Origin of the sequence: Spirosoma sp. 48-14 (assembly GCF_001898575.1) — a bacterium.
Taxonomy (GTDB): Bacteria; Bacteroidota; Bacteroidia; order Cytophagales; family Spirosomataceae; genus Spirosoma.
In genome coordinates this window covers 57,081-79,255 of record NZ_MKUD01000009.1, presented here as the reverse complement: position 1 = coordinate 79,255, position 22,175 = coordinate 57,081, and the positions used below count along the sequence as shown (strand labels likewise).

General features: G+C 47.7%; 20 protein-coding genes. 7 read left to right on the top strand and 13 right to left on the bottom strand.

All coding sequences use genetic code 11. The features are described 5' to 3' along the window. Window positions 1-28 precede the first annotated feature (28 nt). A complete protein-coding gene (locus BGO59_RS07010) occupies window positions 29-1,747 on the top strand; it encodes an amidohydrolase (protein WP_293682600.1) in 1,719 nt (572 codons plus the stop codon). Between the two features lie 73 nt (window positions 1,748-1,820). Here the strand turns inward: BGO59_RS07010 and rdgB are convergent, their stop codons facing one another. The 3 genes from rdgB to BGO59_RS06995 all read right to left on the bottom strand — a co-directional run bounded on the left by rdgB (window position 1,821) and on the right by BGO59_RS06995 (window position 4,502). After that, entirely contained in the window at window positions 1,821-2,402 is a 582-nt protein-coding gene (gene rdgB / locus BGO59_RS07005; protein ID WP_293683128.1) for an RdgB/HAM1 family non-canonical purine NTP pyrophosphatase, read from the bottom strand. Window positions 2,403-2,466: 64 nt separating this feature from the next. Next, window positions 2,467-3,390, bottom strand: coding sequence for an FKBP-type peptidyl-prolyl cis-trans isomerase (locus BGO59_RS07000; protein ID WP_293682598.1), 924 nt, complete (start codon window positions 3,388-3,390; stop codon window positions 2,467-2,469). A 95-nt stretch (window positions 3,391-3,485) separates the two neighbouring features. Continuing rightward, on the bottom strand, window positions 3,486-4,502 hold the full coding sequence (locus tag BGO59_RS06995) for a bifunctional oligoribonuclease/PAP phosphatase NrnA (protein WP_293682596.1): 1,017 nt from the start codon (window positions 4,500-4,502) through the stop codon (window positions 3,486-3,488). A 250-nt stretch (window positions 4,503-4,752) separates the two neighbouring features. Between BGO59_RS06995 and BGO59_RS06990 the strand changes: the two genes are divergently transcribed. Beyond that, window positions 4,753-5,172, top strand: a complete 420-nt coding sequence (locus tag BGO59_RS06990) for a nucleoside-diphosphate kinase (RefSeq protein ID WP_020597064.1) — start codon at window positions 4,753-4,755, stop codon at window positions 5,170-5,172. Window positions 5,173-5,258: 86 nt separating this feature from the next. On the opposite strand, the gene nth is transcribed toward BGO59_RS06990, so the two are convergent. The 3 genes from nth to BGO59_RS06975 form a co-directional block, all read right to left on the bottom strand. After that, window positions 5,259-5,906, bottom strand: a complete 648-nt coding sequence (gene nth / locus BGO59_RS06985; RefSeq protein WP_293682592.1) for an endonuclease III — start codon at window positions 5,904-5,906, stop codon at window positions 5,259-5,261. A gap of 128 nt (window positions 5,907-6,034) precedes the next feature. After that, complete coding sequence (locus tag BGO59_RS06980; RefSeq protein ID WP_020597066.1) at window positions 6,035-6,286, bottom strand: hypothetical protein; 252 nt, start codon at window positions 6,284-6,286, stop codon at window positions 6,035-6,037. Then, on the bottom strand, window positions 6,261-6,860 hold the full coding sequence (locus tag BGO59_RS06975) for an RNA polymerase sigma factor (RefSeq protein WP_293682588.1): 600 nt from the start codon (window positions 6,858-6,860) through the stop codon (window positions 6,261-6,263). The genes BGO59_RS06980 and BGO59_RS06975 overlap by 26 nt, the downstream gene beginning before the upstream one ends. 666 nt (window positions 6,861-7,526) lie before the next feature. Between BGO59_RS06975 and BGO59_RS06970 the strand changes: the two genes are divergently transcribed. After that, on the top strand, window positions 7,527-9,635 hold the full coding sequence (locus BGO59_RS06970) for a tetratricopeptide repeat protein (protein ID WP_293682586.1): 2,109 nt from the start codon (window positions 7,527-7,529) through the stop codon (window positions 9,633-9,635). A gap of 1 nt (window position 9,636) precedes the next feature. Here BGO59_RS06970 and BGO59_RS06965 read toward each other — a convergent pair whose 3' ends face one another. Beyond that, a complete protein-coding gene (locus BGO59_RS06965; protein WP_293682585.1) occupies window positions 9,637-10,203 on the bottom strand; it encodes a hypothetical protein in 567 nt (188 codons plus the stop codon). A gap of 226 nt (window positions 10,204-10,429) precedes the next feature. Between BGO59_RS06965 and lpdA the strand changes: the two genes are divergently transcribed. Then, a complete protein-coding gene (gene lpdA, locus BGO59_RS06960; protein ID WP_293682583.1) occupies window positions 10,430-11,830 on the top strand; it encodes a dihydrolipoyl dehydrogenase in 1,401 nt (466 codons plus the stop codon). Between the two features lie 62 nt (window positions 11,831-11,892). Here lpdA and BGO59_RS06955 read toward each other — a convergent pair whose 3' ends face one another. Further along, on the bottom strand, window positions 11,893-12,822 hold the full coding sequence (locus BGO59_RS06955) for an Rpn family recombination-promoting nuclease/putative transposase (protein ID WP_293682581.1): 930 nt from the start codon (window positions 12,820-12,822) through the stop codon (window positions 11,893-11,895). Between the two features lie 124 nt (window positions 12,823-12,946). On the opposite strand from BGO59_RS06955, the gene BGO59_RS06950 reads away from it, so the two are divergent. Beyond that, window positions 12,947-14,311 carry a M20/M25/M40 family metallo-hydrolase gene (locus BGO59_RS06950; RefSeq protein ID WP_293682579.1) on the top strand — a complete coding sequence of 455 codons (1,365 nt, stop codon included), beginning with the start codon at window positions 12,947-12,949 and terminating at the stop codon, window positions 14,309-14,311. A 61-nt stretch (window positions 14,312-14,372) separates the two neighbouring features. Here the strand turns inward: BGO59_RS06950 and BGO59_RS06945 are convergent, their stop codons facing one another. The 3 genes from BGO59_RS06945 to BGO59_RS06935 form a co-directional block, all read right to left on the bottom strand. Next, window positions 14,373-16,013: a hypothetical protein gene (locus BGO59_RS06945; protein ID WP_293682577.1), complete on the bottom strand. Its 1,641-nt coding sequence runs from the start codon at window positions 16,011-16,013 to the stop codon at window positions 14,373-14,375. Window positions 16,014-16,113: 100 nt separating this feature from the next. Then, window positions 16,114-16,605 carry an NADH-quinone oxidoreductase subunit C gene (locus BGO59_RS06940; protein ID WP_293682575.1) on the bottom strand — a complete coding sequence of 164 codons (492 nt, stop codon included), beginning with the start codon at window positions 16,603-16,605 and terminating at the stop codon, window positions 16,114-16,116. An 82-nt stretch (window positions 16,606-16,687) separates the two neighbouring features. Further along, window positions 16,688-18,640 (bottom strand): M1 family metallopeptidase, encoded by a 1,953-nt coding sequence (locus BGO59_RS06935; protein WP_293683126.1) that lies wholly within the window; start codon window positions 18,638-18,640, stop codon window positions 16,688-16,690. Window positions 18,641-18,783: 143 nt separating this feature from the next. On the opposite strand from BGO59_RS06935, the gene BGO59_RS06930 reads away from it, so the two are divergent. Together BGO59_RS06930 and BGO59_RS06925 are read left to right on the top strand one after the other, a co-directional pair. After that, window positions 18,784-19,275, top strand: coding sequence for a DinB family protein (locus tag BGO59_RS06930; protein WP_293682573.1), 492 nt, complete (start codon window positions 18,784-18,786; stop codon window positions 19,273-19,275). Between the two features lie 99 nt (window positions 19,276-19,374). Further along, window positions 19,375-20,964, top strand: coding sequence for an amidohydrolase family protein (locus tag BGO59_RS06925; protein WP_293682571.1), 1,590 nt, complete (start codon window positions 19,375-19,377; stop codon window positions 20,962-20,964). Between the two features lie 48 nt (window positions 20,965-21,012). Here BGO59_RS06925 and BGO59_RS06920 read toward each other — a convergent pair whose 3' ends face one another. Together BGO59_RS06920 and BGO59_RS06915 are read right to left on the bottom strand one after the other, a co-directional pair. Beyond that, on the bottom strand, window positions 21,013-21,501 hold the full coding sequence (locus tag BGO59_RS06920) for a hypothetical protein (protein ID WP_293682569.1): 489 nt from the start codon (window positions 21,499-21,501) through the stop codon (window positions 21,013-21,015). A gap of 116 nt (window positions 21,502-21,617) precedes the next feature. Further along, window positions 21,618-22,169 carry a sigma-70 family RNA polymerase sigma factor gene (locus tag BGO59_RS06915; protein ID WP_293682567.1) on the bottom strand — a complete coding sequence of 184 codons (552 nt, stop codon included), beginning with the start codon at window positions 22,167-22,169 and terminating at the stop codon, window positions 21,618-21,620. Window positions 22,170-22,175: the final 6 nt, after the last annotated feature.

Genomic DNA, 22,175 nt, shown 5'->3' with positions numbered 1-22,175 from the left:
ATCATCATTATAAAATTTGGTAATACCAATGAGAAACTGTACAAATCTTTTATTGGCTCTTTTGCTCGTGCCAACGCTTCTAATAGCGCAGACGAAGAAAGGGGCTAAATCCGTCGACAAGCTTGATAAATTGAAGCAGGAAGCTGTTGCGGCTGTGGAAGCTAATTCGGCACTAGCGCAGCAAATCAACGACATGCTCTTCAGTTTTGCCGAACTGGGTTTCCAGGAAGAAGAGTCGTTTGAGTACTTAACCGGCTTGCTGAAAAACGAAGGGTTTACCGTAAAAACAGGTATATCTGGCATCCCAACGGCCTGGGTAGCTACCTGGGGATCAGGTAAACCGCTCATCGCAATCGGTTCCGATATCGACTGTATTCCAAAGGCTAGCCAGAAGCCCGGTGTAGCCTATAAAGACCCGATTGTGGAAGGCGCTCCTGGTCATGGTGAAGGGCACAATTCAGGGCAGGCGTTGAATATTGTGGCTGTACTGGCCGTGAAGAAACTAATGGAGCGTGAAAAAATTCCGGGTACGCTGATGCTATGGCCGGGTGTGGCTGAAGAACTCGTCGGTACAAAGGCTTTTTACGTTCGTGACGGGTATTTCAAGGATGTTGACGCCTGTATTTTCACGCACGTAGGCAATAACCTCGGTGTTTCCTGGGGCGATAATGGCAACAACGGCTTGGTGTCGGTGAAGTTCAGTTTTGAAGGGCAGGCGGCTCACGCGGCCGGCGCACCCTGGCGTGGACGGAGTGCACTGGATGCGGTTGAACTGATGAACGTAGGCTGGAATTTCCGTCGTGAGCACCTGGAGCTTACCCAACGTTCACACTATGTCATTTCCGATGGGGGCGATCAGCCTAATGTAGTGCCTTCAAAAGCCTCAGTCTGGTATTACTTCCGCGAACGAACGTATCCGAAAATCAAAAAACTGTTCGAAACGGGCGTCAAAATTGCCGAGGGAGCTGCGCTGATGACCGATACGAAATTCAGCTACGAAATTTTAGGCTCGGCCTGGCCAGTACATACCAATAAAGCGATGGCCATTGCGGCTTACGAGAATATCAAAAAGGTAGGCCTACCCACCTGGACGGAGGAAGATCAACTCCTGGCGCGTGCTTCGCAATTGGAACTTCAGGCACCCAAAATGAGTGGACTGGCTACCAAACTCGATTCGATGAGTCTGCCAACTTCGTCGGCTCCTGTAGTGATGATGGGTGGTCAGGCTATGACGTCTATGGGTGGTGGCTCCGACGATATTGCTGATATTTCGTGGTCGCTGCCAACGATTGTATTACGCTATCCAAGTAATATTCCAGGACTGCCGGGGCACCACTGGGCGAATGCCATTTCGATGGCGACACCAATTGCCCATAAAGGGGTTGTCTACGGCGCCAAAGCGGAAGCCATGACGTTGCTCGATCTGCTGATGAAGCCTGAGCTGATTAAAGATGCCTGGGCTTACTACCGGGATGAGCAGACCAAGGATATCAAATACGAACCGCTGATCTCCTCGAAGGAAAAACCCGCGATCTATCTAAATAAGAAGATCATGGACGAGTTCAAGCCGAAGCTCTCGACATTTTATTACGATCCTACGAAGTATAAAACGTATCTGGAGCAACTCGGCATCAAATACCCAACCGTTCGCGATGATCAGCGTGAGGCCGTAAAGAAGCAACTGGAGAAAGATAAAGCTGAAAAATCGACTCCAGCCGCCAAAGTTTCGTCTTCGCGGTCGGAGTAGGAACGGAACAATAGAGTCTATTACGACATCCCGAAAGTGCTATACTTTCGGGATGTCATGTTTATGCCGGGTCTTACTTCCCTTTTTGTTTTTCCAGATAGGCGATCATCTTAGCCAAGGCTCGGGAGCGGTGGCTCATCCCGTTCTTCTCTTCAATCCGCATTTCGGCAAATGTTCGGTTATGGCCATCTGGTAGGAATATAGGGTCATAGCCAAAGCCACCTTCGCCACGAGGCTCCGTTAGTATCTGGCCTTCAATAACGCCTTCAAACTGATGCTCAATACCTTGCAGGATCAGCGTGAATACTGTGATAAACCGGGCTTTCCGATTGCTGTTTCCGGCAAGTTTAGTGAGTAACTTTTCTATATTCTTACCTGCATCCCGACTACCTGAATAATGGGCCGAATCGACACCGGGCTCGCCGTTAATGGCCTCTACTTCCAGACCCGAATCATCGGCAAAGCACGATAGGCCAAAATGCGTCCAGACGTATTCGGCTTTCTGGCGTGAGTTACCAGCTATTGTACCCGTTGTTTCGGGTAATTCGTCGGTACAGCCAATGTCACGTAGCGTTTTCAGGGTAAACGAGCCGCTGAGTTGACCAGCCACTTCGTCGAGTTTGTGTTGATTGTTGGTAGCAAAGCAGAGTTCCATCATCAACAAAAAAAGCCGTTTACAGCTATAACTGCAAACGGCTTTCGGAATAAATAAAACTATCTTACCGACTGGGCTGTGGCATACCAGGCTGCATTCCTGGCTGTTGACCTTTCTGAATATCCAATAGCTCAATGTCGAACAACAGCACTGAGTTCGCTGGAATCTTCGGATTGGCACGTGAACCATAGGCCAGTGTCGAAGGAATGATCAGGGTTGCTTTCTCACCTTTGTGCATTTTCATAACCCCTTCTTCCCAGCCAGGAATAACCTGTCCTACACCAATCGGGAATTGAACAGGTTCACCGCTGGCTTGTGGATTAAGGCTTTTCTCGGAGCTGTCGAAAATCGTTCCGTTCAATAGTTTGCCTGTGTAACGGACTTTAACAATTTCACCGGCTTTAGGAGCTGGGCCGCTCGATGGCTGAGTCACGATATAATAAACCCCCGACTGAGTTTTCTGACCTTTTCCGGCTAAACCGTTTTTGGCTACGTAGCTATCAATGACTTTTGCGTCGATCCCTTTTTGTTTATCAAAATCGGCAGCCTGCTGTTTCTTATACTCGTCTTCAGTCTGAATATTCAGGACTTTTACGGCTATGCCAATATCACTACCTTTTTGAACTCCTGGCGGCAGGGGCTGCATTGCCCGGGTGAAAAGCGAATCGGCACTCACGTAGAATGTGGCACTATCGCCTTTGCCCAGCATAGCCAGACCTTCTTCATAAGATCCTTTGAAAGGGGGAACCTGTAGCAACATCTGGAAAGGAGCCCCTTCTTTGTGCGTATCGCGCAGAATCGAATCTTTGTTGTTCATCAGGGTAAGGTGCAGCGTCAGAATATCGCCAACTTTGCCCTTACGAGTGCCTTCTGATTGTTCGTGAATTTGGTACTTCAGGCCGTTGTCCGTTACCTGAACGCGGTTTTTACCGCAAGCCGCTACCACAGCGACGATCAGGGCGGCTTTCCCGAAATTTTTGAGAGACATGAGAGATTGTTAGTTGTTTATTTAAGATTGCTTCAGGTTCAAGGTTCCAGGCTTCTGACTTTCGGAGGCTAGTCAAAAGTTGAAATCCAGAAAGATTAAACAGTTTCCAGCAGTGATTGCTGATACAAAGGAATGATAGATAAAAGTTTCTTTTCTGTTTCGGCCATCGATAATTTAGAACGACCACCAGCAGCATTCCGATGCCCTCCACCATCAAAATGTGTACTGGCCAGATCTCTGACCGAAAAATCGCCAATTGAGCGAAACGACAGTCGAATTTCATCGACCCGGTCAATGAGAATGGCCGCCATCACGACACCTTCTACTGCCAGTGCATAATTGACCATGCCTTCCGTATCGCCGGTTTTTGATCGATACCGCTTTAGTTCTGCATCGGTCAGTGTAATGTAGGCAAACTTATACTCAGGCAATACCTTCAGCTTTTCGTTCAGGACATACCCGAGCATCCGAAACTTATCGAGTGATACATTGTCGAAAATACGTCGGTGAATGCTGCTCACATCAATGCCCAAATCAACCAGTTCGGCCGCCATGCGATGCACATTGCCCGTTGTATTGGAATGCCGGAATGAGCCTGTGTCGGTCATTAATCCCGAGTACAGACATTCGGCTATGGGGACATCGATCAAGGCTTTGTCACCCAGTTGTACAATCAGCTGAAAAATGAGTTCGGCCGTCGCAGCCGCTTTGGGATCCCAGAGTGCTAAATCGGCAAACGATTCAGGTTCAAGGTGATGGTCGATCAGTACTTTTCGGGCACGTGCCTGTCGTATCAGCGGGGCTAACTCACGAATACGGTCGAGGCTGGAAAAATCGAGGCAGAAAATAACGGTACTTTCTTCAACGAGCTGACTGACTGAAACCCGGACTTTTTCATCAAATGCGATGACGCCATCATTGCCCGGCATCCAATGGAGGCTTTGCGGATAATCTGTCGGCGTCACAACCGTAACCCGATGACCTTTCTTCCGAAGATAGCCCGCCAAACCCAGCGACGATCCCATAGCATCGGCATCAGGATTCTGGTGAGTTGTAATCAGCACTGTCTGTGGGTGTTCTAGCAACGTGCCGATTGCTTCAATGTCTTGCATACCTAAACGGCCCTGGCCGTAATCAAAACCCAAAAGTAAGAAATAATACGATTGGCGGTTGATCGTTTGCTGTATCTGATGAATAGTGGATTAATTATCAGGCTATTTATTGGGGTAATTAAACCCGCCCACCGCATCAATCATGATTAAATAGTTATAAGGAACTGCAGTGTTTTGACGAACAGCGTGGCATTTCGGATGGAAGTGTCTACCTTTGCAGCCAAATAAAATTTGGAGATTAATATCCATAATGGCAACGAATCGCACTTTCACCATGATCAAGCCCGATGCTGTAGAGGCCGGGCATTCTGGAGCAATTATCAAACTGATTGAGGAAGCGGGTTTCCGTATCGTCGCAATTAAAAAGACGCTGCTAACGAGTGAGCGCGCTGGCCAGTTCTACGCTGTTCACCGCGAGCGTCCTTTTTATAATGATCTGCGGGCTTACATGTCGTCGGGTCCTATTATTCCGATGATTCTGGAAAAAGAGAACGCCGTTGCTGACTTCCGTAAACTTATTGGCGCAACCAATCCGGCCAACGCTGAAGAAGGAACCATTCGGAAGCTATATGCTAAATCGATGGAAGCCAATGCTATTCATGGCTCGGACTCCGACGAAAACGCTGAAATCGAAAGCAATTTCTTCTTCGCCGGAACCGAACAGTACTAGTTGCAAGTAATTAGGAGTTAGGAGCGAGGAGTGAGAAGGCTGGCGCAAAAACTTATCGTCGGACGGAGGATTCTCACTCCTCGCTCCTAACTCCTAATTACTTTTTCATAATACTTACAAAAATCCTTCAGTTCGCAAACCTCACACTTGGGCGCACGGGCTAGGCAGATATATCGTCCGTGTAGAATCAGCCAGTGATGCGCTTTGGGCACGTACTGTTTCGGTATATGCGCCATCAACGCTTTCTCGACGGCCAGGGGAGTAGTTGCCGTAAGCGGAGCTAAACCCAACCGATGCGATACCCGGAAAACGTGCGTGTCTACCGCCATAGTCGGTTCGTTATACACTACCGATAAAATCACATGGGCCGTTTTACGACCTACCCCCGGCAGGGTTTGTAATTCTTCCACTGTAGCTGGAATGTCCCCTCCAAACCGCTCCATTAACGCCTTAGCCATGCCGACCAGGTGCTTTGCCTTATTATTCGGATAAGACACACTTCGGATATAGGAAAATACCTCATCGACCGATGCCGCTGCCAGAGATTCTGCTTCTGGAAAACGAGCAAATAGAGCGGGTGTGATCTGATTAATTCGTTTGTCGGTGCATTGTGCCGATAGGATCACAGCTACCAGTAACTCGTAAGGATTTGAAAAATTAAGCTCGGTCTTCGGTTCAGGGTAATGCACGGTAAAATAATCCAGGAAGTGCCGGAACCGTTCTTTCTTTACCATAATACGTACTAATTCACTCAGTGAGTAGGCATAAACAGATATAGCCGGAAGCTATCCTGCTGGTTAGCGTTACACAGCAAGATAGCTTTCGGCTACGCAGCTTTTAACTGCGCCCGTAAACTGCCCAATTACGAATGGCGTAATCGGGCAGGTGGGTTTAATGGATGGTTTTGGGAATAATCCAGAATAGTCTGAACAGTGTCGGGCCTGGGCTGGCGTTCGATCTTATTCATCAAAGCTCTTAATTCAAGGGCTTCGAGGAAGAACGTCATCAATTCCGGTTCCGACATCAGAGCGTCTTCAATGAGCAGATTTTCCTCGGCTGAGGTCTCCTCATAGACATACCGGATCACATCATCTTGAGTAAAGGTTTTTATCATAACTCGGCGAACGTTTGCTCAGTTGTTTGCGCAGATTGATCAGCGCATAACGCATACGTCCCAATGCCGTGTTAATACTGACGCCGGTTGCATCGGCAATCTCCTGGAAACTCATTTCCTCGTAGTGCCGCATGATAAGCACCTGGCGTTGTTGTTCTGGCAATCGCTGAATCAACTCGCGCAAATGCTCGTGTGTTTCCTGGCGAATTTGCATTGACTCAACGGAATCTTCTGCAAACTCAAGCGTATTAAACACACTGCTTCCGTCTTCAAACACCACACTGGGGTAGCGTTTATCTTTTCGGAAATAGTCAATGGCCAAGTTGTGAGCAATTCGAATAATCCAGGGTAGAAATTTTCCTTCCTCGTTGTATCTACCAGATTTGATAGTATCCACGGCCTTGATGAACGTGTCCTGCATCAAATCTTCTGCTATATACTGATCTTTTACAATCAGATAAATAGTGGTGTAAATCTTCGATTTGTGCCGTTGCACTAGTTTGGCAAAGGCTTTTTCATTACCACGGATATACAGGGAAATCAACTCACTGTCGTTTACCTGGGCTTTTTCCATTTTCAGTAAGACAATTAGGTAACGTAGAGTTGTGTTCCGATAGTGTATGAAGGGGTTATGTTTTTAAAAATATTTCCGTGATCCAGCCTTGAAGATACTAAGATTTTAGGGTTAAATCCAAATAAATCTCACAAAAAATCTGCCAAAAGAGACCATTTCTTCGAAAAATTCTATTTGCCGCCAGAAAATATACCGTAAGTTTCAATTTTTACCAAATCTAGCTTATTCGGGGAAATAATTGTACTTACGTTTGATAACACTAGTATAGATTCAATTTTAATACCAGTCGTTTAAAGCGGGCTTACTTTTTTTTAATGCAACATTAACAAAAACTTTTAAGTCATCGATTAACAGTAGGTAAATTTGTTAGGTAATGAACAGCCAATACCTACTAATAGGACATCGGTTGGTTTTTATTAACGGGAAGGAATCTGATCAATAATAAGTAAATAGTGTGTTTTAGGTTACACAGGGTTACTTTAGCTCTATACGTCATCTTATAATTGAGCGTATACATAGTCAATGTCTTGATTTACTGAGCTAAATCATTACTTTCGTACTTGGATCAGCTCTACATGAGATAGGTAAATATCTATGAGATCAGTTTGGATTGGAATAGCCATACTCAGCTGGTGTATCACCTGCTTGGCTCAGCCGTTTCCAAAATTGCCGGAACTGAACTTTGATCGGCGGAGCGACACCGCCTACATGGATAGTTTACTGACACTGGGCCGGGTACATCGGCAGATGGCAGCCCGCTTGCCGAGAGGGCGTATTAATGATACGCTACGCCTGGAGGGGTTGCGTTATATGGCCCTGGTGTTTAAGCAGATGAGAGGGGCTCAACGAGACAGTAGCTATAGCTACGCGAAGCAGTTGGAAGAACAGGCTTTGCTGCTTCATAATAACCTGTATGCGGTTCGGGCCATGATGCTGCAGGAGTATCACCTCCGGGTCGTAAAAGGCGATTACCCGCTGGCCCTTCAAATCAATCAGCGTGCCTCCGAATTATGTAGTAAACTGCCTCGCGAGAGCTCTCCGCGCTGGCAAGTGCAGATGAACATGGGCGATATCTACATGTTGCTCAAAGAATACGATAAGGCCTTAAGTAGCTATCAGCTTTCACAAACGCTGCTGGGTTATAATACGTCGGTGCCGCTTAAGAACCGGAAACTACTTACTAGCCAGGCCATAACGCAAATTGGTGAGATTTACGAAATTCGGGGGCAGTATGAGCAGGCGCGCCAGCAATATGAACTGAGCCGACAAATTGCCCGAGATACCCACTCGCAGATCAATGCAGCTTATGCAGGGGAACGACTCGGAGATTTTTATATAAGCCGGCAACAACCCGAACAGGCTATTCAGGTGTTTGAAGAGGCTTTGGCTGTCTGGACACAATTGAAAGATGTTCCAGGGCAAGCTGCGGTTTGGGCCCGACTTTCCGAATGTTATACCTTAATCAAACAGCCTAAATTGGCTATTGAGTTTGGTGAAAAAGCGGTGGCTGTAGCGCGGAATGCAGGTTATACCCGAATTCGGCAAATGGCTACGCAGTCCCTGTATCGGGCTTATCGTCAGGCAAATCAACCGGCACAGGCGTTAAGTATGTATGAAGAGTTCAGTATGCTGCGCGACAGTCTGACAAATCTTAAACGTATAGAGGAATTATCAGCCGTTCAGAAAAAATATGATGTTAACCAGGTGCGGATTGCTGCCGAAAAAGAACGGTTTATACAACAGCAGCAATTACTGAACGTCCGCAGACAGGCTGAGCTGGATCGGGTGCGGGCCGAGTCGGAGCGGGAACAGCTTGAAAGTGAAACCCGGATGAATCACTTAAAGCAATGGGTGGAGACAGAACGTCTACGCGCCGAATCGCAAAAGAGTCGGTTGGAGCAACGAGCCCATATTGACAAGCTTAGCCATGATATTGAGCAGGCTAACCTGATGCGAATTATCATGGTCGGTGGACTGACTATGCTGCTGGGCTTTGTTATTTTATATTACCGGAAAAATCGCCTGATTAATCGCCAGAAGCAGGAGATCGAAGCGTTGAATCATGATCTGGAAGACAAAGTCCTGGCCAGAACGGTTGAACTGAAACTGGCTAACGATCAGTTACGGGCCAAAAACAGGGAGATTGAAGAAGCGTTACTGCGTGGACAGACACTTGAACGGAAACGTATGGCTGCCGATTTGCACGATAGCCTGGGTGGTTTACTGGCCGCTATTAAAACCAGTTTGTCGGCCCTGAATCCAGCCAAAATGTCGGATCGGGAACAGCAGATCTACCTTAATCTTCTGAACATGAGTAAGGAGGCTTTTGCGGAAATCCGCTATTTATCGCACAACCTCCAACCCGACGAACTAGAGAAGCAAGGACTTTCGCAGGCGTTGACCCGATTGGTAACCAAGCTTAATCTGACGCAAAAGATTACATTCCGATTAGAAGCTGCAGAGCTGCCCCGACTGGATAAAACAGCCGAATTTAATCTCTATTCGATCTGCATTGAACTCTGTAGTAATATAATTCGTCACTCCGAAGCATCTGAAGCCGATATTTTGTTCCGGCGGTTCAACAACGAGTTGAATATGATTGTGAAAGATAATGGTTGTGGCATGAACCCGGCCGATGCTACAGGCATGGGGCTACACAATATTCAGGCCCGAATGGATTTGATCAAAGGGCGTTACGAAATTCACTCCGGGCCCAAAGAAGGAACAACGTTCATTTTTATTCTTCCTGTATCGACTAACCTGACAACGGCTTAGTTTATTGAACACGCCCTTCGACCAGAAAGCTGTTTTTATCGAAATACGGAAGTTTTTGATAGCCCGACAGCGTATAATGTTGCACGCGCCACTGCCCGCCTTTCGGCCCGCTTTCTAACAAAAGAGTACGTTCGGATGAATAGAGTGGGTTGCTGGTTTGTAGAACGGCAGTAATGCGACGAGGCTGACGGGTCACGGAATCAAGCTGAACGTTAAGCGACCGAACAGCCAGATGTTCTCCTGGATTTTTCAGCGTATACTGATAGGTGAGCGAATCAGGCCGTACAATCTGGTAGCTGGTTCGTAAGGCTGGCTTATTGATATCGGCCTGAGCGAATAATTCCAGTTCGCGTTCCCAGTTAATGTCGCGGGTAGACGCCTGGTTTCTTTTTTCGTTGATGGCGACTGACTTGGTCACAACGGGCTTCTGATCTGAAAGGTCGGTAATCTGACGTTTCACAAAGCCTAATACATCATAATAAACGGCTGGCTGATTTTGCTGAGTGGAGTCGGTGCAACTGCTGAGGATCAGCAAAGCAAGAAGATAAGTAAGTAAAACGAAGCGCATAAAATGGACCACAAGAGCCCCGAATGAGAAGGGCTTTACGAAACCACCAACACGATTTTTTGCAAATCGGTTTGGGTAATCAAATTCTGAACCAAATTTGCATTCATAATGCTATATATTAGATAGGTTTCGAGTTTCAATTTTTACTGTTGGGGGCCTCGTTAGCAGCGGTCTTACCAAGCTAAAAGATGGAAATAAGAGCCTGAAACTTAAGAACAACTGTTTCATGGAATACGATGTTATTATGATCGGTTCGGGGCCTGGTGGGTATACCGGCGCCATTCGTTGTGCACAACTGGGGCTGAAAACTGCCATTATCGAAAAATACCCTGCACTGGGCGGTACCTGCCTGAATGTTGGCTGCATTCCTTCAAAAGCACTACTTGACTCGACGGAGCATTATTATAATGCCGCCCATACCTTTGCCGAACATGGCATCAAACTGGAACACTTACAGGTCGATCTGGCCCAGATGATTGCCCGTAAAGCTAGTGTAGTCGATCAGACGACCAAGGGCATCACCTATCTGATGAAGAAAAATAAAATCGACGAATATCATGGCGTCGGTTCATTCGTTGATCCTCATACCATTAAAATTACCAAAACCGATGGGTCTGAACAGACCATTAGCGGGAAGAATATAATTATCGCGACCGGGTCAAAACCGTCATCGTTTCCATCGATGCCGATCGACAAAAAACGAGTGATTACATCGACGGAAGCGCTTACCCTTAAAGAAATTCCTAAGCACCTTATCGTGATTGGCGCGGGCGTTATCGGGGCCGAGTTGGGTTCCGTTTATGCTCGTATTGGGGCGAAGGTTTCGTTCGTTGAATTCTTCGATTCGATGATTCCAACCATGGACAAAACGATGGGCAAGGAGTTGCAGAAGGTGATCAAAAAACTGGGTGCTGATTTTTACTTCAGCCACAAAGTCACAAAAGTTGAAAACAAAGGCGATGAAGTAGTCGTGAGTATGGATACCCCCAAAGGTGAACAAACGACCCTTACCGGCGACTATTGTCTGGTATCGGTAGGGCGTCGTCCATACACCGAAGGGCTGAATCTGGAAGCGGCTGGCCTGAAAACGGACGAGCGTGGTCGGATCGAGGTCGATGAACACCTACGTACAAGCGTTCCGCACATCTACGCATTGGGCGACGTGATTCGCGGAGCTATGCTGGCGCATAAAGCGGAAGAAGAAGGTACATTCATTGCCGAGACCATTGTGGGTCAGAAGCCACATATTCACTACCGACTGATTCCGGGTGTTGTGTACACGTGGCCTGAAGTGGCTTCGGTAGGCTATACCGAAGAAGAAGTGAAGAAAGAAGGCATTCCGTATAAAGTCGGTTCGTTTCCATTCAAAGCGTTGGGGCGGGCGCGGGCCAGTATGGACGTTGATGGGCTGGTAAAAGTGCTTGCCCATAAAGACACCGACGAAATTCTAGGTGTCCACATGATTGGTGCTCGTGCGGCCGATATGATTGCGGAAGCCGTTACGGCGATGGAATTCCGGGCATCGGCCGAAGATGTGTCCCGTATGTCGCATGCTCACCCAACCTATACCGAAGCGTTTAAGGAAGCCTGTCTGGCGGCTACAGATAATCGGGCTATTAATATCTAAGGCACGAACTAGCGAGAAAAAAGAAGCGTCCGGTTGCTACACAGTGGCCGGACGCTTCTTTTTTAGGACTTCAGTTTATGGCGTAGCTTACTAACCAGTGATACATCGACATCAGCCAGATCGGCGATTAGTTCGTCACTGTGGTTGGTTTTGGTGAGCAGATTTTGAATGAAGAGTTTTTTGGTCTTTTCTATTCCTTTTTTCTCCCCTTTACGCTCACCTCTCTTTTCTCCCTGCCGTTCGGCTCGTTGTAGCAGAAATTCTTCAAGGCCCATTGTCTTTCTCTGGTTTGTAAGTATACTTATTTGCTCATCGAATTTGGTTCGTAGGGTATCAGAATGAAAACGGACATAGTGCCGTAAAAAATCCATCAATACCCGAATTTTAGCTTTGGCTATTTTTTTCACAAGTAGCCGTTTGGCTAAATCTAGTTTTAACTCAAGAAGCACTTCGCCATCTATTCCTCGTTTTCGGCCCTGTAAGGCTAATTTAACGGTTTGAACAACTATTGCAAAAGGATTGTCGGAACGATCGATTTCATCATCCGTTTGGGCGAGTACTTTGTAGGTGTTGAACTCGTAACGCAGATGAGTTCCTAAGAACGAACGTTCATAGACTTTAGGACGAAATTGGCGATTCGCGTCGGTCAAAATAGCGAAGGCCGTAATCGGGTGCTGGTATTTATCCAGAATGCGATAATAATAGGTAAACATACGATGAGCAAAATCAGTATCAACATAGCCCTGTACTTCGACATGGACCAGTATCCATTCTTCCTGGCCGTTTCGAGTAAACAGTTTAACCAGTTTATCGACATAACGTGGTTGAAATTCGTTTTCGCCGGGAGGGAAGAGTTGCTCTAGTTCTTTATCCAGAAACTCAAAGCCACGCTCCATATTGAAGATTTCGTCGGCATTGGGAATAAAAAATCGCAGGAAGTCGTCAAAAATATCTTCCAGAATAGCCTTCCAGAGCGTATCGTCTCGTTGCATCCGTTGTAATTAGGTGAATTGTACATAAGACGTAGACGTTGCTGACTAGTCTCTGAGACACTTCAATTTAGCGCGTAGTGATCTCGTCTTTTCTGTATATTGCCTTTTTAACCAATACAACCGTATGAAAAAAATAAGTACACTTCTTCTGAGCCTGATTGTGGGTTATGGCTATGCCCAGACTGCCGATTCGGTTACCATTCGAAAAATGTATGATGAAGCCCTTGCCCGTGGCAAATCATATGAATGGCTTCGGTATCTGACCAAACAGATAGGCCCTCGGTTAAGTGGTTCTGCTGGAGCCCAGAAAGCTGTCGACTGGACGAAACAGATTATGGAGCAACAGGGGTTCGATCGGGTCTTTTTGCAGGATGTGATGGTGCCTCACTGGGTAAGGGGAGCTAAAGAAGAGGCTTATATTCAGAATGGCAAACAAAAAATAACGGTACCTATTGCGGCTTTGGGTGGATCGGTGGCTACAGGCCCGAAAGGTGTCAATGCTGGCGTGATCGAGGTGAAAAGCTTTGCCGAACTGCGGGCCATGAGCACCGATAAAGTGAAGGGCAAAATTGTGTTTTATAACCGCCCAATGGACCCAACCAAAATCAACACGTTTGAAGCCTATGGGGGTGCCGTTGAACAACGAGCCAATGGCGCCACGGAAGCCGCCAAGCTTGGTGCTGTTGGGGCCATCGTGCGTTCCATGAATCCCCGGCATGATGATTACCCACACGTAGGCGGAATGCGGTATGCAACTGGCGTTCCACTGATTCCGACGGCAGCAATCAGTACGAATGGGGCCGACTTGCTTAGTAAACTGCTTCAGGAAAATCCGAACCTAACATTTTATTTTAAAGAGAACTGCGAAACCCTGCCCGATGCTAAATCCTACAATGTGGTTGGTGAAATTAAGGGTAGCGAGAAACCTGATGAAATTATTGTAGTGGGTGGGCATCTGGATTCGTGGGATTTGGCCGAAGGGGCGCAGGATGACGGTGCTGGTTGTATGCAATCCATTGAGGTGCTGCGGCTGTTTAAGGCGTTGGGCATTAAGCCAAAGCGTACGATTCGTGCAGTGATGTTTATGAATGAAGAAAACGGCCTTCGGGGGGGAGTTCAATATGCCGATCTGGCGAAGAAGAACAACGAAAAACATATGGCCGCTGTTGAGTCGGATGCCGGAGGGTTTACACCGCGTGGATTTGGCATTGTTGGTACACCGGAGCAGCGGGCCAAAGTAATGCCCTGGAAACCGCTGTTAGCTCCCTATGGACTGCTTGAAATAGGGCCTGGAGGTGGAGGGGCCGATATTGGCCCGCTGGCTCAGCTCGGTACAGTCTTATTTGGCTTCAAGCCCGACTCGCAGCGGTATTTCGATTACCACCATACGGCAGTCGATAATTTCGAAGCTGTTAGTCAGCGAGAGCTTGAGCTTGGGGCAGCCTCAATGGCAGCCCTGGTTTATCTGCTGGATCAATATGGATTATAAGTTTGAAGTACTTGTGGAGGCAGATACTTATATCTGCCTCCACAAGTACCTTACTTTAAGCCTATAAGTTTTTATCGATCACTTTCCGGGCCTCGTCGAAATCGGCTGGTAGGGGCGCATTGCGTTTCACAATTTTGCCTGTACGATTGATAACCGCTGCCGACAGGTCGTTCTCGGGCCGAAGCCGTTCGATGGCGTCGAAAAGCTGAGAATCGGTCAAGAGCAAATGGTCGCCAGTGAGGTTGTAACGGGTCGCTAATTCAGGCCATAGCGATTTGTCGGTACCACTCATGGGTACATATACCAGTGCAAAATCGCGGGCACTGTAGGTGTTGCGTAGCCGCTGAGCGTCCAGGGCTGCCTGACGGCCTCCATCATCGGTGGGGGAGACGACCAGCATATAAATTACCTTGCCCCGATTGGCATTGACCACCTTATCGAACAGTGAGGAGCCATTACCAAAATCATCGCGGGTAACAAAAATGCCTGGCGAAATTTCTAAGGCGTTATTGGTTCTTCCGCCGTTTCGCAATGTCTGCATAGCCGTTCGAATGCGGGTGCTATCTTTAACTTCAAGCCGATAGAGTTCATCCAGCGATTGTTCCAGTGCTGGGTCTTTCACCTGCGGACGGGCATAGTCGTACAGGAGCCGGGCAAAATCGAGTGTTACCGTTGGTAAGGTTGCCGCCAGCCAGTAAGCGGACAGATAATCAACCGTTGTGCTGTCGAATTGCCGGATAGCCCGCTGAATCAGCGTTTCATAGTTCACCAGGCGTTGCAGCGTATCAGGGTTGCGTTTTACCAGACCATCAAAAAAACGCAGATCGGCCTGCCGGGCTGAATTCGATTGTGCATAATCCTCAAGACGTAGCCGCTCACCTGCCGTTATATTTTTCCCATATCGTTCCAGAAGCAGTGCCAAAGCTCGTACCGTTAATCCGTTTGTTCGACCTGTTTCGGCTGTCAGCCGTTGGGAGGTGTAGGTAGCAAAACGATTCATAGCCGATGCCCGCGCAGCCGTTAAAAACTGGTCATTGGGTGGGCGTAACGAATCATTCAGTGCTTTACTGATATTCTCATTTTCGTACGTCGCCTTGTCATATACAAAGGCAGCAGCATTGTAGCGATTGACGAAGCCAACCCAACGTTTGAGTAGTGGAAATGGCTTTTCTTTGGCTGCAAAAGCCACAAATGGAGCCTGATAAGCGCTCGAAACAATCCGATAAGCCGCTTCATCGCCCAGATTGGCTATTTGCGTGGATAGCTTTCGACCATCTGGTTTGAGTGGATAGGTGGCTTCAAAGGCTTTATAGCGGGCAAACTGACTGTTTACCTGCGCATTGACACCGCCGAATTTAAACGGAACGGCTACAGAAAAGAGGGAATCGGCATCCAGTTCAATGTTGAGTGTACCTGCCGATGCCAGAAAGGCCGTCGAAATACGACCGTAGTTAAAATACATTTCTTCCTGCGGATAAATCAGCGGCAACGATACCCGAAAGGTGCCGTCCAGATTAAGCGGGGCCGGACGAACCAGCTCACGACTAGCCTGCAGAATATTATTTCGACTTATAAATACCGTTGGCGATTCGCGGTAGAGCTGTGCCGAAAGATGCCGGATTCGCCCCGTTACAATAACTGAATCGGTTTGGGCAGCACATCGATTGGTTAATAGACAGTAAGCCGTCAGTAGAAGGCTCAAAAAATAAACGTAAGGGTTTCTCATTGCTTTGAAGAACAGATAAAGCAATAACCAGTGAAATGGCTAAACAGTCAGTAAAGAACGAAAAAAGCGCTGGTATTTACTTGGTTTTGATACCGTGATACTGCTCCTGCTCCTCATAATCAGTGCGTAACGGATGGCCTTCCCAATCGGTTGGCAGGAGAATCCGACGAAGATCAGGGTGGTTTTCGAACTGAATACCGACAAGGTCAAAAGTTTCGCGTTCGTGCCAATCAGCCGTTCGCCAGATATGGGATACACTCGGTACCGACGGAAGTTTCGATGAATGGGTGTTGCGGGGTACGATCACTTTCAGCATCAGATCATGCGCATACGGGATCGAAGTCAGGTTGTAGATAACTTCCATCGTATTGGCTTCAACGCCGTTGTCGATACCCGTTACACAAGCCAGCAGGTCGAAAAACAACCGGTCATCGTCACGGAGAAACTGACAAACGTTGGTCAGTTGATTGGCCGGAATTGTAAGGTACGGTTGTGGGTTTTGGGTATTAGTCTGAAAATCAGAACTAAACTGGTTGTTAAGTAAGTCTGTGATTTCGAGGAAAGTCATGTATTAATTTAGATTCGAAATGCGGAATACGTGTAAACGTATTCAATTTGCGTATCGAAAGATACAAAAAAGTGGGAAATGCTTATGCCAGCCAGGCCAGCCACTGCATCCAGTTTTCGAGCCAGAATAAAAATTTGGTGGCAAATTTAGCAGCAGGTGTTTTGGATGGGTTCAAAGTTAAGCTGTTGTTGTTCAGATTAATGTCCATGTAAACCTTTTGCTTCGGATCAACAGTGGCCCAGGCAACGTTTGAGCCTTCCGATACTGTAAACTGCCGTTGTCTGGCCTGCCCGTTCCAGAAGAGCATCAACTCTTTCCCATTCTCGAAATGCACCAGAATATCGACGGGTATTTTTCCATCATTGTTTCGCTGGACGGTTATAACGGACTGATTGCCTTTGTTTTTGATGCCAAGCAACTGGTAGTCGACTACGTTATCGCCGTACAGGGCTTCATTGAAAAACCAGTTCATATCAGGGCCGTACTTGCTGCCCAGTCGTTTTGGAACGATTTCGTTAACAATGTCGATGAAATTCTGGCCGTTGGGGTGTTTAAATTGCCAGCGATTGAAATATGTTTGCATGATTTCGTCCATCACCAGCCGACCAACCAGCCCTTCCAGGGTGCGCATCCAGGTAGCTGTTTTTGAATAGGTCAGCACACCATATTGCCCTGGCGGTAGTTGCCAGGTATTGCCAAACGAAGAACCTAGTGCCGGGTTGTCCTGATGAACATAATTACTACGTGACTCTTCCAGATCGCCCGTTCGAAAACCAAATAAATCCAACTGCGAGGAGTGTGGACCGTAGGTTTCGTCCATGATTCGACCCTCGTAATATTGATTAAATCCCTCATCGAGCCAGGCTTCTTCAAATTCGTTGGTCGCCAAAAGTTGCATAAAATACTGGTGACCAAATTCATGAACGGTTACGCCTTCTGGAATACGGGCCGCGTCGGGTACGAACCAGGCGGTCCCGGCCGTAATCAATGTGGGGTATTCCATCCCAGCCGAACCACTGGCATGGAGCGGGGGATCAACAATGGTCAGGTTAGGAAACGGGTATTTTCCCAGATGTTTATCGAAATAGGCCAGCGCGGTTTTGGCTGCGTCCAGGTGGCGTTTAGCCTGATGCAGGTGTTCGGGCTGCATGATTAACTCAATACTGACCTCCCCGCCCGATGGTCGTTTCCAGGCATCGTTGATCACCTTAAAATGGGGCGAAGCTGTCCAGGCAAAATCAACTACGTCTTCAGCATGATAGAGGATGGTTTTGGTCCCATTCTGGTGCATTTTCTCAGACTGAAACAAGCCTGTAGCACTAACCCAATAGTCTTTAGGGGTAGTGATGTTCACATCATAAACGCCATAGTCGGCGTAGAATTCCGAGTGGGCGTGAAACTGATGGCAATTCCACTGGCCAACTTTGGCATAGCGTGTTCCTGTCGGTTCATACACGCCAATTTTCGGAAACCACTGGCCTACCAGAAAGAAGTCGCGGCTAAAACCCGTACGGGCAAAGATTTTTGGCAGTTTCGCCTGAAAGGCGATGTCTAAAACGATCGTTTCGCCCGGCCCGACGGGTTTGCTCAGTGGCACTCGGATCACCGTATGATCGTCGCGGTTCCGGTCGTCGGGCTGAATAAATTCATAGGCCAGCGCTTCGGTTGTATTGGCTGTTGGATTCCGGGCTTTCATCGATACGACATCTATCCAGCCGTATGGATTTTCTTTGGCATTCCGGTCCATCTGGTCTCCACGCAACTGGCCTCCCGATTCACGCATAAACGACGATTGCTCATTCCGAAAGGCATTGAGGTACAGGTGGAATTGCAAGTCACGAATAACATCGTTTGAGGGGTTACGCCAGGTGAGCGTTTCGCGGCCAGTCAACTTCTTTGTGGCTGGATCGAGATGCACATCGATCTGGTAATTCGCCAGGCGCGGGCTTAACGGCTTTGGGAAAATAGGCTTTGTCGATTGAGGAAAACCGATGGAGGTGATGCCCAAAAGCAGCAAAAACAGACTTAGTTTCATTGGGGCAGCCAGTAAAGTAGCGAGTGGTTTAGGTAGTAAAATACCTTCTGCAAAGTAAGTGAAAATGAGCAAAACACTACTGACATAGGGCTGTCACAGGGGCCGACGATCTTTGTATTGTCAATAAACCAACGACAAATCTTATGGAACTGATTCCCATTTTCTTGAAAGAGCTAGAGCAGGAAACCCAAACTACCCGTAAAATGCTCCAGCGAATCCCTGACGACAAATACGATTGGAAACCTCACCAGAAGAGTATGACAGTCCGGCAATTAGCCACACACATTGCCAATCTGCCCACCTGGATAACCATGGCGTTAACAACCGACGGACTGGATTTTACCAAAAATCCGTATGCCGAAGACTTTATTGCCAATACCGCTGAGCTGATGACCTATGCCGAAACGTGTTTAGCTGATGGAAAGTCGCAATTAGTACCGGAGAATGAAGCCGTTTTGAATCAACCCTGGACGCTACGGAATGGAGAACAAATCTATTTTGTAGAACCGAAGCATGAAGTGGTACGAACGACACTCTGCCAGATTGTGCATCATAGGGCGCAGTTGGGCGTTTATCTCCGGCTGCTCGATATTCCTATCCCGGGTAGCTACGGGCCAAGTGCCGATGAACAATAAATAGAACACGGATTTTTATGTTGCAGAGGAGTTGATTTTAACAGCGAAATCGATCATATTGATACCTGATTTCCTGTTTTTTATCTCCTCTGCAACCTGATGAAGCACCGTTATCTTTCTCTCATTTTCTTCCTGTTTTCAACCTGTTTGGTCAATGCCCAGCCGTATGATCTTGTTATCAAAAATGGCCGGGTGGTCGATGGTACGGGCAATCCCTGGGTATATGCTGATGTAGCTGTTCAAAATGGTCGTGTCGTTCGGATTGGCCCCATCGCATCTTCGGATGCCAAACGAACGATCGATGCCACAGGACTTATAGTTTCTCCAGGCTTTATCGACGTGCACGCACACGTAGAAGGCAGTCTGGAAGCGCAACCGGGTGCCCCTAACTTTATCCACGATGGTGTAACAACGGTCATTACGGGCAATTGTGGTGGGTCAAGCGCCAATCTGCGAACCTATTTCGATACGCTTCGGATGCAAGGCATGTCAATAAACGTTGGGTCGTTGATCGGTCATAATTCGGTTCGGATGAAAGTTATGAAAATGGCGTTCCGTGAACCAACTGCCAAAGAACAGGCCACTATGGAGGCTCTAGTTGAGCAGGCCATGAAAGACGGGGCCGTAGGCATTTCGACCGGATTGATTTATACGCCCGGCACCTATGCCCGTACGCCCGAAGTGGTTAACCTGGCCAAAGTTGCTTCGAAGTATGGCGGTGTATATGCATCGCACATTCGCAACGAGGGACAGAACGTAAAACAGGCTGTTGAAGAAGCCATTCAGATTAGTCGGGAAGCGCGTATCCCGGTCGAAATTTCGCACTTCAAAGTAGCTAGTAAGCCCCTATGGGGAAAAAGCACCGAAACCGTTGAACTGGTGGCCGCTGCCCGTCGCGAAGGACTCGACGTAACCGTTGATCAGTATCCTTATACCGCATCTAGTACGTCGTTAGAAAGTATTTTACCAACCTGGGCGTTGGCCGATGGAGATTCGGCGGTGCTGGTTCGATTTCATGATCCGGCTACCCGCTCGAGAATCCGGGCCGAAATGCTGGAAACACTATCGAAGAACCTTCGCAAAAATTACGAATACGCCGTTGTGGCCAGCTATAAACCCGACACGACCTTCAATGGTATGAGCATTAGTGCCATCAACCAGAAGCTGGGCCGTAAAAACAACCCTGAAACAGAGGCCGATCTGATTCTGGAATTAATGGAAAAAGCCGACCTGAAGCGTATTCAGATGATTTACCATACCATGTCGGAAACGGATGTGGAGAATATCCTGCGCTATCCCAATACCATGATCGCATCGGATGCTGGGGTTGCCAAATTTGGTTCGGGTATGCCGCACCCGCGTGCCTATGGAACCAACGCCCGTGTGCTGGGCCGTTACGTGCGTGAGCGACACATTATTCCGCTGGAAGAGGCTATTCGCCGGATGACCTCACTCCCTGCCCAACGTTTTCATTTGGCCGACCGTGGATTATTACGACCCGGCTATGCTGCTGATATTGTGGTTTTCGATGAGAAAACCGTATCCGATCTGGCAACCTACGACAAGCCTCATGCATACACGACCGGAATTGCCTATGTGTTGGTCAATGGATTGCCGGTTGTTGAAAATGGAAAACACAATGGCCAGCGTCCGGGGCAGTTATTGATGGGGCCGGGCTACGAAAAATAAGCGGTTGCGTATGGAACCGACGTGTACGTGTCTGACTCTTTCAGATAATCAGACGCGTACACGTCGGTTCTGCCGTAAGATATAATCGGTTACCATCAGAACACTCACCGCAAAAATGGTTAGAGCGTATTGAATTGGAAGGGCGTTGAGTGTCCCATCAAAGCCTGATAGAAGCTGATCCAGTCCAGAAGAGGTAGGTTGTGATGACCCGGAAGAGAGTAGGAGTAGGCAAGAAACAACAACGCACAGCAGCGATGCCGCAATCATATACCAAACCCGTGTACTGATGATCGGCTCTAACGGTTTGGATTGCCGAACCGTAAGCTGATTCATTACCCGACGGCTGAAATTGGCTGATGGGGTCTCGACAAGGGTATGCGATTGCAGGAGCTGAATCAGGGCTGCTTCTTTGGCCGAGTCCAACTCCGATGCTGCCTGTACCCGTTGCATAATAGCATTGGTAAAGGCAGCTCCCGGCTTCTCTGGCTGTGCTTTTTGAATTAGCTTTCTGAAATTATCTTCGTTTTCGTTCTCCATAGCTTAACGGACTCTTCAGATTCATTCCCAGCTCGTTTTATCCCTAAATTCCCTAAAGAGGACCTGGCACAAACCCAGGCAAAGCTCACTTTATGGGTAAAACGCATTGTAGTACTTTACAATAAAAAACGTAACTGCTCTTCCAATACTTTTCTGGCCCGGAATAATTTCACCTTGATATTGGATTCCGATAGGCCGGTAATCTCTTCGATCTCCCGGATGGACTTTTCATCCAGGTAATACAACGTGATCAATAACCCTTCTGTTGCAGGTAGCCGTTCAATCGCATCCTTGATGTATTTCTGCTGATCCGATACCTGAAGGCTCTCCAATTGATTGGTTTGATACGAATTGCTATAGGTTTCAGTTAGTTCTTCTTGGATCGGAACCGTGGCGACCCGCTGTTGCTCCAATTTAGTAATAGCCACCCGATATACAATCGTGTAAAGCCAGGTAGAGAACTTCGATTTACCTTCAAATCGGTGAAGTTGCTGATACGCTTTTACGAAACCTTCCTGGGCTGCGTCTTCGGCGTCTTCAGCATTTCGCATGATGCGTAGCGCAATCGTGTAGGCCATATGCTTGTATCGATCCACAAGAAACGCAAAAGAAGCCGAGTCGCCCTGTTTGACTTTGTCGATATAGACCTGATCGTCCGGTTGCTTCACGAGCCG